The organism is Bradyrhizobium sp. SZCCHNR1002 (assembly GCF_032381435.1).
GTDB lineage: Bacteria > Pseudomonadota > Alphaproteobacteria > Rhizobiales > Xanthobacteraceae > Bradyrhizobium > Bradyrhizobium aeschynomenes.
In genome coordinates this window covers 561,629-574,298 of record NZ_JAUHIS010000001.1, presented here as the reverse complement: position 1 = coordinate 574,298, position 12,670 = coordinate 561,629, and the positions used below count along the sequence as shown (strand labels likewise).

The following is a 12,670-nucleotide window of genomic DNA, read 5'->3' as shown; positions in this document are numbered from 1 at the left end:
GCCGCGCAGGAAGTGAACGCAAGCAGCGCATGGCGGAGTTGGCCGGGTTGCAGAAGCGGCCGCCGCGAATGCGCCGAAACACGGCTCGTGCGCTTGTCCGGGCAGCCCTGCCTCACCATGTGTAGGGCATGCGGACGCATGCTATCTGCGCGTCGGTTTGCCGGGAGTTCACGCATGCCCCTTCCCCAGGATACGATTCCGCCCGAGCTCGAGCGCATCAAGTCGCAGATGAGCGCGGCCGTGCGTGCGCATTGGAAGGCCTTTCTCATCGAAGGCATCCTGCTCGCGGTGCTCGGCCTGCTCGCGATGGTTCTCACCCCGCTGGCGAGCCTCGCGGTGACGATCTTCCTCGGCTGGATGTTCCTGATCTCGGGCATTGCCGGGCTGGCGCTCACCTTCTGGGCGCGCGGCATGCCCGGCTTCTGGTGGTCGCTGCTATCTGCGGTGTTGGCCATCATTGCCGGATTCATCCTGGTGGCACAGCCGGTCCAGGGCACGCTCACGCTGACCGTCGTGGTGGGCGTCTATTTCCTCGCGGAGGGCGTCGCCACCATCATGTATGCGCTGGAGCACCGGCGCGAGCTATCAGGACGCTGGTCGTGGCTGGCGATTTCGGGGGCCGTCGACATCGCGATCGCCGGCATCATCATCTCCGGCCTGCCGGGCACGGCGACGTGGGCGATCGGCCTGCTGGTCGGCATCAACCTGCTGTTCGGCGGGCTGTCGATGATCGGCATGGCGCTCGCGGCGCGCAACGCCTGAGGCCGGGAGGTCTCGATTTTCCGGATGACAAGCGGCCGCGCGGCCGCTATAGAGCCTGTCATGATCACCGTCGCCACCAGCTATTATTGGTACTTTAGCTACGACAGCTCGCTGGCGGCGGGAGGATCGCGCTCAATCTGACACATTGCAGCAAGATATCCGAACGAGCCGCCAGACCTGGCGGCTTTTTTATTGCCGGCAGGTGCCCACCAAGACACGCAGGAGCCCGCCGTGCTGAGCACCACAGACGATCTTCGTATCAAGGAAATCAAGGAATTGAGCCTGCCCGCGGAGGTGATGGGCGAGATTCCGCGGACCCTTACCGCCACCCGGGTGGTGATGGCCGCGCGCAACGCCATCCACGCCATCCTGACCGGGAGCGACGACCGCCTGCTGGTCATCGTCGGCCCCTGCTCGATCCATGATCCCGACGCCGCGATCGACTACGCCGGCCGGCTCGCGGCGCTGCGCGAGCGCCTGGGCGATCGGCTCGAGATCGTGATGCGGGTGTATTTCGAGAAGCCGCGCACCACCGTCGGCTGGAAGGGCCTGATCAACGATCCCGATCTCGACAACTCGTTCGACATCAACAAGGGCCTGCGCCTCGCGCGCAGCGTGCTCTCGGCGGTCAACAATCTGGGCCTGCCAGCCGGATGCGAATTCCTCGACATGACGACGCCGCAATACATCGCCGATCTCGTCGCCTGGGCCGCGATCGGCGCCCGCACGACCGAGAGCCAGATCCATCGCGAGCTGGCCTCCGGCCTGTCCTGCCCGGTCGGCTTCAAGAACGGCACCGACGGCAACATCCGCATCGCCACGGATGCGGTGAAGTCGGCCGCGCACCCGCATCATTTCATGGCGGTGACCAAGGGCGGCCGCTCCGGCATCGCGGCGACGACGGGCAACGAGGACTGCCACATCATCCTACGCGGCGGCAGCGGCCCGAACTACGACGCCGGTCATGTCGAGCAGGCCTCCGCCGAGCTGATCAAGGCCGGCGTGCCGGCGCGGCTGATGATCGACACCAGCCACGCCAATTCGAGCAAGAAGCCGGAGAACCAGCCGCTGGTGGCTGCCGACATCGCGCGCCAGCTGACCGATGGCGAGCAGCGCATCATGGGCGTGATGATCGAAAGCCATCTCGTGGCGGGCCGGCAGGACGTCAAGCCGGACGTGCCGCTGACCTACGGCCAAAGCATCACCGACGGCTGCATCGGCTGGGACACGACGGTCGAGGTGCTGGAGCGGCTCGCCGAGGCGGTTGCGGCGCGACGGGCGCTGGGCCGCGAGGCCGTGCGAGAGCGCTCGGCCTAAGGCCCATTGGCATGAATGAGCGGTGCGCCTCCGGCGCGCCGCTGGCCGCTCTCAGCAGCCGCGGCAGATGCTCTTGATCTTGCGATCGAGCTCGCGGTCTTCCTTGCTCATGCCGCTCATCGAACTGTCCTCGGCCTGCTCGGCCTTCGGCAGATCGCTCGGCCGCGGCTGGCGGCGCTTCTTCTGCATCTGCGTCGAGGGATCGCCGCTCGCGCCGCTGCTCTGCGCCAGCACGGCGCCATCGGTCACGAGGATCAGGAGCCCCATCGCGAGCGCAAGTTTCTTCATGTTGCTCCTCCGTGTCTGCGGATCGACTTCAGCGGAATCGCCGGGACACTTCATTCCCCGGCGGGCGGATAGAGGTGCGCCTCGCCGCAATAGTCAATCACACGATAGCGCGTTTGCGCAGCTGCGGCATGATCCTGCTCAACAGAATCCTCGGCAGTGAGGTATTGCGGCCCCACCGGCGCCTTGCCGTGGCCGCCGGGAATGTCGAGCACATAATCGGGCTGGCACAGTCCGGAGACGCGGCCGCGCAGCGACCGGATCAGGGCCTGCCCCTGCGCCAGGGTCGTGCGCAGATGCGCGGTCCCGGGTGCGAGATCACCATGGTGGAGATAATACGGCTTGATCCGCGTCTCGACGAAGGCGCGCATCAGGGCCTCCAGGGTCGCCGCATCGTCATTGACGCCGCGCAGCAGCACCGACTGGCTGACCAGCGGAATCCCTGCGTCGACAAGCCGCGCGCAGGCGGTGCGCACCTCGGCGCCGAGCTCGCGCGGATGATTGGCATGCAGCGCGATCCAGGTTGCCGCATTCTGCACCTTCAGCGCATCGACCAGCGCCGGCGTGATGCGCCGGGGATCGGCGACCGGCAGCCGTGTATGGATGCGGATGATCCGGACGTGCTCGATATCAGCGAGATCGGCCATGATCTCCTTCAGCCGCCGCGGCGACAGCATCAGCGGATCGCCGCCGGTGAGGATGACCTCCCAGATTTCGCCGTGCGCGCGAATATAGTCCAGCGCCGCGCGATAGGCGTCCTCCGACAGCGCATTGTCCTTGCCGGGCCCGACCATCTCGCGGCGGAAGCAGAAGCGGCAATACACCGCGCAGACATGCACGAGCTTGAGCAGCACCCGATCGGGATAACGGTGCACGATGCCCGGCACCGGCGCATGCGCGTCGTCGCCGATGGGATCGCCGCGCTCGCCGGGTGTCGCGACCAGCTCGTCGGCCGACGGCACGAACTGGCGCGCGATCGGATCGTCGGGATCGTCGGCGTCGATGAGGTCGGCCAGATGCGTCGTCACCGCCACCGCATAGCGTTCGGCGACGCGCTCCAGCACGGGCTGATCAGCGGGCGCCACGAGGCCCTGCGCGACAAGATCATCGGCGCTGCGCAACGTCGTCGGTCGCTCGATTCTGTTCATCGCTGCTCACCTGCCGGCGGCGTCCATACCACCTGATCGATCCTGACAGCGCCGGCCGCCAGCATCACCAGCCGGTCGAAGCCGAGCGCGACGCCGCTCGCCTGCGGCATCGCGGCCACGGCGGCGAGGAAATCCTCGTCCAGCGGATAGCGCTCGCCATAACGCCGCTGCTTCTCAGCCATCTCGTCCTCGAAGCGGCGGCGCTGCTCGGCCGCGTCCGTCAGCTCGCCGAAGCCGTTGGCCAGCTCGACGCCGCAGGCATAGACCTCGAAGCGCTCGGCGACGCGGGGGTCGCCGGCCTTCACCCGCGCCAGCGCGGCCTCCGGCGAGGGGTATTCATACAGCACCGTCAACCGCCCCTGCCCGAGATGCGGCTCGACATGCTCGACCAGCAGCTTGCTGAACAGGTCCGACCAGGTGTCGTCCGCGCTGATCCGGACCTTGCCCGCAGCGGCCGCCGCGAGCGCCTCACGGTCTCCCGTCCGGTCACGGATGGTGGCCAAGAGGTCGATGCCCGCATGGCGGGCGAAGGCTGCCGCCACCGTCAACAGCTCGGGCTCGGCGAACGGATCGGCGGTCCGGCCGCGGAAAGCGAACTGGCGGATACCGGTCGCCTGGGCGGCATGGGCGGTCACCACGACCGTATCGGCCATGATGGCGTCGTAAGGCGCCTCGGCGCGATACCACTCCAGCATGGTGAATTCCGGCAGGTGCAGGTCGCCGCGCTCGCGGTCGCGGAACACGCGGGCAAACTCGAAGATCCGGCGCTCCCCGGCCGCCAGCAGCTTCTTGCAGGCGAACTCCGGCGAGGTCCTGAGATACCGCTGGCGCTGGGTTCCATCAGCCGCCGTCAGTGCCGTGGCGGGGGCGTGCAGATGGGTCTCGTTGCCCGGCGACACCTGCAGGATGCCGGTCTCGACCTCCATGAAGCCCTGCTCGTCGAACCAGGCCCGCAGCGCACGGACGATGGCGGCCCGCGCCTGGAGAAACGGCCTGACGTCGGCGTGCCGCTGCGGCGACCACCAGGGCGAAGGCGCGGGCTCCCGGGACATCAGGGGATCGCCCGCCGGGGGCGCAAAAGACTGGCAACCCCGGACAAAATCAGTATGTTGCCGCCCGAAACCGCATCCCGCGTCACGTGGCGCCCCGGCCCTGCCCGGCGCCCCCTTTTCAGTGTCAGGAAAACAGCTTTGAAAGTCATCGCCAGCTCTATTCGCAAGGGTAACGTCATTGAGCAAGATGGAAAGCTCTATGTCGTCGTGACCGCCGAGAACATCCATCCCGGCAAGGGCACCCCGGTCAGCCAGATCGAAATGCGCCGAATCAGCGACGGCGTGAAGATCTCCGAGCGCTTCAAGACCACCGACCAGGTCGAGAAGGCAACGATCGAGGAGCGCAACTTCACCTTCCTGTACGAAGATGCCGACGGCTTCCACTTCATGAACCCGGAGACCTACGACCAGGTCCAGGTGCCGAAGGACGTGGTCGGCACGCAGGCGGCCTATCTCCAGGAGAACATGACCGTCAAGCTGTCGATGCACGACGTGGTGCCGGTGGCGATCGCCCTGCCCCAGCGCGTCACGCTCGAGGTCGTCGAGACCGAGCCGGTCACCAAGGGCCAGACGGCGTCGTCGTCCTACAAGCCGGCGGTGCTGTCGAACGGCGTCCGCACCGGCGTGCCGGCGCACATCACGGTCGGCACCCGCATCGTGGTGATGACCGAGGACGGCTCCTATTGCGAGCGCGCCAAGGATTGACGCATGATGGTGCGCGCAGCGATGGCATGATCTGACGCCGGGAGGCGTGGGGATTGGGGGCAAGGATCACCTTTATCACCGCAGCCCTGGCGGCGGTGATCACGCTGGCCGCGACCTCCGCGGGACGCGCGGCCGACTCCTTCGCCACGCCTGCCATCTCGCTTCAGCGCGCCGACTGGCGCGCAGCGCTCGACCAGCTTCGCTCCGAGCTCACGACGGCACCTGACGTCGCAGCCGATGTCGCGCTGTCGGCGCGCCGGCGCGACGTCAGCAGCGATGACCCGCGCCGACGGCCCGCTTTGGTCCAGCTCAACGGCGTGACCTCGACCGTCTTCACGGGGATCGGACGCAGTCCGGTCCCCGTTTTGCTGCCGCTCGACACGTCAGCCTATCTGAGCGCGCGCCGGCGCGGCGCGGTCGATCCGCAGACCCTGCCGCGCTACCAGGCCGACTTTCAGGCCGACCTGTTCGATGCCGGCCCCTCCGGCTACGACGCCGTGTTCTCGCTTGCACCGGAGGTGACCGCCGGCCTGCCGTCGCGGATCTTCGCCAAGCCGGTCGAGGTCCAGATCACCGGCTCGCTCATCACCTACGACATCGCCGATCCCGCCGGCGGCAAGGGCGAGGGCGTGAAGGCGCTGTCGGCGCAATATCCCGACCTGCGCCGCTTCATCCGCGAGGGCTATGTCCGCTACGCCTTCACCCGCTTCGGCGTGCCCTATGTGGTCTCGATCCAGTGCCTCGACAGCGCACTGCGGCCGAAGCGCCTCGCGTGCCGCGAGGCGTATCCGATCGCCGAACGCTTTCTGAGGGCGCTGCGCATCGCAGGCGGCCAACCGTCGCGCAACGCACCGGAGATCACGCCGATCGCCGCCGAGCGGCCGTCGGCGTTCGATGCCGACTTCACCTATCGTCCGGTCGGCGACATCGTCGTCAACTCGGGTGCGCGCGGCCAGGGCGGCCGCGCCGATCCGACCGCCTATTCCCAGATCCGCTATCCGCTCGACGCGCCGGCCTATGTGCATTCGCAATCGTTCGGCCGCCGCCGCACCAGCGACAAGTTCGACCAGCCCTGGAGCCAATATCCCTGGCGCGACAATTTCTGCGAAGCCCGCGACTTCAACGTCGGCCAGTGCGCCAGCGGGTTGGGCCACCAGGGCCAGGATCTCCGGCCCGGCGCATGTCCGGTCCGCCGCGACGGTCCCGACGGCTGCGATCCGCGGCGGCAGCGCGTGCTCGCGGTGCGCGACGGCGTGGTGATCCGGAGCGCCAGGCAACAGGGCGCCATCATCCAGGTCAACAGCGGCACCGAGCACGTCCGCTTCCGCTACATGCACATGAACCCGGCGGCGATGGACAAAGACGGCCTGCTCAACGGCCGCAGACTTCGCGAGGGCGAGCCGATCGGCGTGGTGTCGAACTATCTCGACCATCCCAACGGCACCACGCGGCATCTGCATTTCGACGTCCAGCTGTTCACGCGCGACGGCTGGATCTGGGTCAATCCCTACATGACGCTGATCGCGGCCTATGAGCGTCTGATCGGCGGCCGCGGCCGCGAGGTCGGGGTGGAGATCGCGGCAACGCCGCCCCCGGCGACGACCGGGTCACTCGGAGCGCCGGCACAGGACTCGTCGCCGCTCGGCCCTGCCGCCGATGCCGCTGCCGGGCGCGACCGGAACTGAACGCAACCGCGACTGCGTGACCTGCCGGAACCGACCTCCACCGCTGCGGGTTAGCAGCCAGATGGAGGATGACGGATGACCACGCGCACGCTTGATCGCCGGACCGGATTGGCGCTGATGTCGGCGGCCATCGCGCTGGTCTGCGTCGGGGCGCTCACCATGCTGGTGCGCGACCGCTGGCATCCGCCGGAGATCAAGTCCGCCGAGGCGGCCCGACACTCGATGACCGGCGAAGTCGCCCGCGCCGCCGGCGCCCGCGTGATGCCGACCGACCCGCGCCTCGCCGTGGAGCCGAAGCCCGAAGGTCCCAAACGCGCGCAGCCGGCCAATCCGTTCTGAGAGCACGAGTCTCCCGCCTGCGGCAGGGGAATCGCACGTGGTCAATTTGAGTGTGTCGCGAAACCGTCTCCACATCGTCATGCCCGGGCTCCGTCCCGGGCATCCACGTCGTTCTCAGCATGCTGGACGACGTGGATGGCCGGGACAAGCCCGGCCATGACGACGCAGAGGGAGATGGGCGCAAAACATCGATCGCCATATACGATAGCCCAGCCGCGGGGGGGACGCGACGCCGTCAGCCGCCTCGCAGCCCGCAAGCTGAAGCCATCGTCACGACTCAAGCCGACCACTTGTCCTCTTCACGCCGGTGCTCCTCGGCGTTGAGGCGCTCGGCGATCTCATGTGCCATCGCCTCGTCCTTCGTCGTGGCGATCGGCTTGCCGTTCTGACACCGCACCCGCTCCTTGTCGGCCTCGAGCGGGAAATCGTCCGGCTTGAGCGGCTCGTTCGCATCGGTCATGTGCGCCTCCTCGTCGTTTGAAGGCACAACTCGCACCGCTTCGTCGCGGTTCCCGACGACTCAGGAGGCCACGCGCGCCGGCCGCTCAGCCGGGGTCCAGCGGAACGCGACGCCATAGCGGTTCCAGAGGTTGATGACGCCGATCGCCGAGGTCAGGAACACCAGCTCCGCTTCAGAGAATTCCGCGCGCGCCAGCGCATAGACCTCGTCGCTCACGCCGCCCTCCAGCCGGGTCAGCGCCTCGGTGAAGGCCAGCGCCGCGCGCTCGCGCGCCGTGAACTGCGGCGCCTCGCGCCAGACCACGACCAGATTGATCTTGTCGACGGAGAGGCCGAGCTTCTCGGCCAGCAGCACGTGGTGCTGCACGCAGAACGCACAGCCGTTGATCTGCGAGGCCCGGATCTTGACGAGCTCCAGCAACTGCTTGTCGAGCCCGGCCTTGGCCGCCTGCTGGCTGACCGCGAGAATGGCGTCGTAGAGCTCGGGCGCCAGACTCCTGAAATCGGTGTACTTGCTGCGCGCATGTGACATGGTAGGTTTCTCATGTTATCAGAGGTCTGATAACTTATCAGGGGTCTGATGATATGCGCAAGGCACGGATGTTGACGTCCTCGCGATCGCCTCGAAAGCCTCGCCCCGCGCGCCGGAAGGCAGCCGCCCGCCCGCCTCTCCCGGGCGAGGGCAAGCGCGGCGAGGACGGCCACCTCGCTTATCTGCTGCGCCAGGCGCAGGCGGCGGCGCGGCTCTCGCTGGATCGCGCGCTCACGGCGACCGGCCTCACCCATCCGCAATTCGTGGTCCTGACGATGCTGAAGGCCTATCCCGGTCTGTCCGGCGCCGACTGCGCCCGCGTCGCGCTGCTGACGCCGCAGACCGTGAACGTGATCATCGGCAACCTCGAACGCTGCGGCGCCATTCGGAGCACGCCGCACCCCATCCATGGCCGCGTGCTGCAATGGAGCCTGACCCGCCAAGGTATCGCACTGCTGACCAGGGCGCGCCGGCAGGCCATGGCGCTGGAGCGCAGGCTCGCGGGCGGTCTCGGCGAGCGGGACCTCGCGATCATCCGCCGCTGGCTGGCGCGCGTCGCCGTGGATCTCCACGAGGCGTAAAGGTTCCGGCCCGCTTGAGGGCTTTGCCGCCGGCCCGCATCAGCGGGTAGAATGGGCGCCATGACACAGCCCGATTCCATGACCCGCCGCACCCTGCTCGGCTCCGGCCTCGGCGCCGCGGCGCTGCTCGTTCCGGCCTTGCCCGCCTCGGCCGCGCCGGCTGAATTCGAGGCCTGGCGCGACGGCTTTCGCAGCCGCGCCCTCGCCAAGGGCATTTCACAGGCGACCTGGACGCGGGTCATGGCGCGGCTCGAGCCCGACATGACCGTGTTCAAGGAGATGCGCAATCAGCCGGAGTTCAAGGAGCAGCTCTGGCAGTACATCAACCGTCGCGTCTCCGACTGGCGCGTCATCAATGGCAAGGCGGCGCTGGCAAAGAACGAGGCGCTGTTCGCCCGGATCGAGAAGGATTTCGGCGTCGAGCGCGGCACGCTGCTGGCGCTGTGGGGCGTCGAGTCCGCGTTCGGCGATCCCCTGGTGCAGCAGAACCACATGCGCCCGGTGTTTCCGGCGCTCGCCGCGCTCGCCTGGAACGAGCCGCGCCGCAAGGCCTATTGGGAGACCGAGCTGACCAACGCGCTTAGAATCGTCGATCGCGGCTGGAGCACGCCGGACGAGATGCGCGGCTCCTGGGCCGGCGCGATGGGCCACACGCAATGGATGCCCGAGGTCTGGCTCAATGTCGGCTTCGACTATGACGGCGACGGCAAGATCAACCCGTTCGGACGGCCCGACGATGCGCTCGGCTCGACCGCGCGCTATCTCGTCAACCGCGGCAAGTATCACCGCGGCGAGCATTGGGGCTGGGAAGTCCGCGCGCCCGGCAACATGTCGGGCAGCAGGACCTATGCGGCCTGGCAGGCCGCCGGCGTCACCCGCGCCGACGGCCAGGCCTTTCCGCAGCCTAACGCCACGGCGCAGCTGTGGATTCCGGTCGCGGGCGGCCCCGCCTTCCTGCTCGGTCCGAACTTCTATTCGGTGAAGTCCTACAACCCGGCGATGAGCTACGCGCTCGCGATCTGCCATCTCGGCGATCGCATCCTGGGCGGACCGCCGTTCCTGCAGCCCTTCCCCGGCTCCGAGCGCGCGCTGACGCTCGCCGAGGTGCAGGAGATGCAGAAGCGTCTCACCGCCGCCGGCTTCGACACCGGCGGCACCGACGGCCGCGTCGGCAACGACACCATGAAGGCGATCCGCGACTTCCAGGCCAAGGCCGGCCTCACGCCCGCCGACGGCTATGGCGGGCTGAAGGTGCTGGCGAAGCTGCGACAGGGCGGGTGATGGCCGCACAGCGCCGCTACGTCGCGGTCGTCCTTGCCGTGCTGACGTTGTTCAGTCTCTCGATCGCCGGATTTGCGTACCGCTTCGATGCGCTGACCACGCCGGCGCATCTCGCGGGCCTGCAATCGGCTGAACGCGACAACATCATTCTCCCGGCCGATCTCCGCTACAACGCCGCCTTCAAGCGGGCGCGCATCGCCGAGCTGGCGCCCGACATCATTGTCATCAGCAGCTCTCGCGCCGGCACCCTGCGCGACTGGATGTTCGAGCCCTATCGCTTCTACAACGCCGCCTTCACCGCCTGGACGACGCGGCAGCTCGTCGACGTGTTCGAACATCTGACCCGCGAGGTCCGGCCCCGCGCCGTCATCGTCGTGCTCGACTATTTCATGTTCACCGATGCCTGGGAGGATGCCTACGGCGCGCAGCGCACGATGGTCTACAGCTGGTCGCGCTACGTGTCGTTCAAGCTCGCCCGCCTGATCCGCGCGCTGCCGTCGCCGTCGGCCTTCCGCGAGCAGCGACGACCCGACGGCTTCCGCGCCGACGGCTCTTATCTCTATCCGCAGGACTTCATCGACACCGCACGCGAGAAATTCCAGACCGCGGCGCGCCTGATCGAATCCTCGCCCGGCGCACCGCAGATGTCGGAGCGGCAGAAGGAGCCGGTCGCGCGACTGGCGGCGCTCGCGCGCGAGCGCAACGTCCGGCTCATCGCCGTCCAGCTGCCTTACGTGCGCGCCGCGGTCGACTATCTCGACCATGACGAGGCCTATTGGACCTATTCAGGCGTCTGGCGCGAGTTCGAAAGCCGGCAGACCGCAGACTGGCTGCGCGGTCTCGGCATCCCCTTCGTCGACCTCGCGCGCTCGGAGATTTCCGACTCGTCCCGCAACTTCATCGATGCCTTCCACCCTTCGGAGGATGGCATGGTCAGGGTGCGCGACGTCCTCGCACGGCAGCCTGACGTCCAGGCCGTGCTGCCGGAGCTGAAGCCGGCGCAATAGCCGACTCAGCCCTTGGCCGATCCCTCCCGCTGCGTGGCCTTGGGCGCCCGCGCCTTGGGCTGCGAGCCCGTCGCCGCCTTCACCCGGATGCGCACCGAGCCGCCACCCTTGGACTGCTCCTCGATCTCGAAGCCGCCGGTCTTGCGCACGAGATCGCTGAGCTTGCGGCAGCCATAGGTGCGCGGATCGAAGTCGGACACCAGGTTGGAGAGCTGCTTGCCGACCTCGCCGAGCGCGACCCAGCCGTCCTCGCTCTCCATCTGCGTGATGACCTTCTTGATCATCGGCAACGCCGCGCTGATCGGCAGCAGCGGCTTCGGCGCCGCGGCGCTGTCGGCATCCTTGCTGCTGCCGGCATCGCTGCGCAAATTCTCGGTGTAGATGAACCTGCGGCAGGCCTGCCGAAAGCTCTCCGGCGTCTTCTGCTCGCCGAAGCCGAACACGTCGATGCCCTGCTCGCGGATGCGCGCCGCAAGCCGGGTGAAGTCGCTGTCGGACGACACCAGGCAGAAGCCGTCGAAGCGACCGCTGTGCAGCAGGTCCATGGCGTCGATCACCAGCGTGATGTCGGAAGCGTTCTTGCCGGTCGTGTAGGCGAACTGCTGCTGCGGTACGATCGCATGTCGCGCCAGCGTATCGGCCCAGGGCTTGGAGCGCGGGCTGGAGAAGTCGCCATAGATCCGGCGCACGCTGGCCTCGCCGATCTTGGCGATCTCCTCGAACAGCCCGTCCACGATCTTGGCCGAGGCATTGTCGGCATCGATGAGGACGGCAAGACGCGGCGAGCGGGCTTCGGAGGGCATGGATCGGTCTCTCAAAGGCATCTGGTGTCGTACGTATCACGCTCGCACGCTTGCGTCAGGCAAACTTTCTCTGCGGCTGCGGCGGAGACGCGTCTCCCGCAGAGTACCTTCATTCGCCGACGAGCAAGGCGGCCGCGTCCTTGGCGTATTCTCTCTGGCGGCCCCGAATCCATCGATGACCGTTCGTACACGAACAAATTGAGGGTTTCCGCCGCTATTCGGCGATCGTTTTCACCTTCCCTTAATTCGCACCGCACGACGATGCCGCGACCCAACGACGGGATCTGCGGCAGATGATGAAGGAAGGCACCTATTCCGCCTGGTTCAGGACCCCCAAGGGCCAGGGAACCGGCATCGTTGAGCTCGTTGGCGGCAAGGTCTGCGGCGGCGATACCGTGCTGAGCTACGCCGGAAGCTACGAGGCCCATGGCGATCGGTTTACCGCCATCATCAAGACCAAACGGCACGCCCCCGGACAGCCGTCGCTGTTCGGCCCGGACGAGCTGACGCTCAGCCTCGAAGGATGCTGCCGGGGCACGCCCGTCACCTGCTCCGGCTATGCCGCGGAAGCTCCCGACGTGCCGTTCGAGGCGCTTCTGCTGTTCTCGGCCTCCGACGACGCCGCGCCGCCGCCAGTTCCTCGGCCCACGCCGAAATTCAATCCCGATCAGCTGCCGAAGCCATCCTGGCGCTGATGTTCACGTCGCCCCGCGC

General features: G+C 67.7%; 15 protein-coding genes. 9 read left to right on the top strand and 6 right to left on the bottom strand.

What is annotated here, in order from left to right; genetic code table 11:
• The first annotated feature begins 174 nt into the window (after positions 1–174).
• Both QX108_RS02510 and QX108_RS02505 read left to right on the top strand, forming a co-directional pair.
• Positions 175–762 carry an HdeD family acid-resistance protein gene (locus QX108_RS02510; RefSeq protein ID WP_315779007.1) on the top strand — a complete coding sequence of 196 codons (588 nt, stop codon included), beginning with the start codon at positions 175–177 and terminating at the stop codon, positions 760–762.
• Between the two features lie 231 nt (positions 763–993).
• Positions 994–2,079 (top strand): 3-deoxy-7-phosphoheptulonate synthase, encoded by a 1,086-nt coding sequence (locus tag QX108_RS02505; protein ID WP_315779009.1) that lies wholly within the window; start codon positions 994–996, stop codon positions 2,077–2,079.
• 51 nt (positions 2,080–2,130) lie between these two features.
• Here the strand turns inward: QX108_RS02505 and QX108_RS02500 are convergent, their stop codons facing one another.
• Genes QX108_RS02500 through epmA form a run of 3 tightly spaced genes read right to left on the bottom strand, consistent with a single transcriptional unit; the run spans position 2,131 to position 4,564 of the window.
• The gene (locus tag QX108_RS02500; protein WP_315719984.1) at positions 2,131–2,367 is read right to left on the bottom strand and encodes a hypothetical protein; all 237 of its coding nucleotides are present in this window, start codon (positions 2,365–2,367) and stop codon (positions 2,131–2,133) included.
• 50 nt (positions 2,368–2,417) lie between these two features.
• Positions 2,418–3,512, bottom strand: coding sequence for a lysine-2,3-aminomutase-like protein (locus QX108_RS02495; protein WP_315779011.1), 1,095 nt, complete (start codon positions 3,510–3,512; stop codon positions 2,418–2,420).
• Positions 3,509–4,564, bottom strand: coding sequence for an EF-P lysine aminoacylase EpmA (gene epmA, locus QX108_RS02490; RefSeq protein ID WP_315779013.1), 1,056 nt, complete (start codon positions 4,562–4,564; stop codon positions 3,509–3,511). The genes QX108_RS02495 and epmA overlap by 4 nt, the downstream gene beginning before the upstream one ends.
• 138 nt (positions 4,565–4,702) lie before the next feature.
• On the opposite strand from epmA, the gene efp reads away from it, so the two are divergent.
• The 3 genes from efp to QX108_RS02475 all read left to right on the top strand — a co-directional run bounded on the left by efp (position 4,703) and on the right by QX108_RS02475 (position 7,293).
• Positions 4,703–5,269 carry an elongation factor P gene (gene efp / locus QX108_RS02485; RefSeq protein WP_172109165.1) on the top strand — a complete coding sequence of 189 codons (567 nt, stop codon included), beginning with the start codon at positions 4,703–4,705 and terminating at the stop codon, positions 5,267–5,269.
• A gap of 53 nt (positions 5,270–5,322) precedes the next feature.
• On the top strand, positions 5,323–6,954 hold the full coding sequence (locus tag QX108_RS02480) for a M23 family metallopeptidase (protein WP_315779015.1): 1,632 nt from the start codon (positions 5,323–5,325) through the stop codon (positions 6,952–6,954).
• A gap of 75 nt (positions 6,955–7,029) precedes the next feature.
• Positions 7,030–7,293 (top strand): hypothetical protein, encoded by a 264-nt coding sequence (locus tag QX108_RS02475; RefSeq protein ID WP_315779017.1) that lies wholly within the window; start codon positions 7,030–7,032, stop codon positions 7,291–7,293.
• A 277-nt stretch (positions 7,294–7,570) separates the two neighbouring features.
• Here QX108_RS02475 and QX108_RS02470 read toward each other — a convergent pair whose 3' ends face one another.
• Together QX108_RS02470 and QX108_RS02465 are read right to left on the bottom strand one after the other, a co-directional pair.
• A complete protein-coding gene (locus tag QX108_RS02470; protein ID WP_315719979.1) occupies positions 7,571–7,753 on the bottom strand; it encodes a hypothetical protein in 183 nt (60 codons plus the stop codon).
• Between the two features lie 60 nt (positions 7,754–7,813).
• Complete coding sequence (locus tag QX108_RS02465) at positions 7,814–8,284, bottom strand: carboxymuconolactone decarboxylase family protein (protein ID WP_315779019.1); 471 nt, start codon at positions 8,282–8,284, stop codon at positions 7,814–7,816.
• A 53-nt stretch (positions 8,285–8,337) separates the two neighbouring features.
• On the opposite strand from QX108_RS02465, the gene QX108_RS02460 reads away from it, so the two are divergent.
• The 3 genes from QX108_RS02460 to QX108_RS02450 are packed head-to-tail and all read left to right on the top strand — an operon-like array spanning position 8,338 to position 11,153.
• The gene (locus tag QX108_RS02460; protein ID WP_409998477.1) at positions 8,338–8,865 is read left to right on the top strand and encodes a MarR family winged helix-turn-helix transcriptional regulator; all 528 of its coding nucleotides are present in this window, start codon (positions 8,338–8,340) and stop codon (positions 8,863–8,865) included.
• Between the two features lie 60 nt (positions 8,866–8,925).
• The gene (locus QX108_RS02455) at positions 8,926–10,146 is read left to right on the top strand and encodes a lytic murein transglycosylase (protein WP_315779023.1); all 1,221 of its coding nucleotides are present in this window, start codon (positions 8,926–8,928) and stop codon (positions 10,144–10,146) included.
• The gene (locus QX108_RS02450) at positions 10,146–11,153 is read left to right on the top strand and encodes a hydrolase (RefSeq protein WP_315779025.1); all 1,008 of its coding nucleotides are present in this window, start codon (positions 10,146–10,148) and stop codon (positions 11,151–11,153) included. Before QX108_RS02455 ends, QX108_RS02450 begins: the two co-directional genes overlap by 1 nt.
• A 5-nt stretch (positions 11,154–11,158) precedes the next feature.
• On the opposite strand, the gene QX108_RS02445 is transcribed toward QX108_RS02450, so the two are convergent.
• Entirely contained in the window at positions 11,159–11,956 is a 798-nt protein-coding gene (locus QX108_RS02445; RefSeq protein ID WP_315779027.1) for an NYN domain-containing protein, read from the bottom strand.
• Between the two features lie 293 nt (positions 11,957–12,249).
• On the opposite strand from QX108_RS02445, the gene QX108_RS02440 reads away from it, so the two are divergent.
• Positions 12,250–12,651 carry a hypothetical protein gene (locus QX108_RS02440; protein ID WP_172131909.1) on the top strand — a complete coding sequence of 134 codons (402 nt, stop codon included), beginning with the start codon at positions 12,250–12,252 and terminating at the stop codon, positions 12,649–12,651.
• Positions 12,652–12,670: the final 19 nt, after the last annotated feature.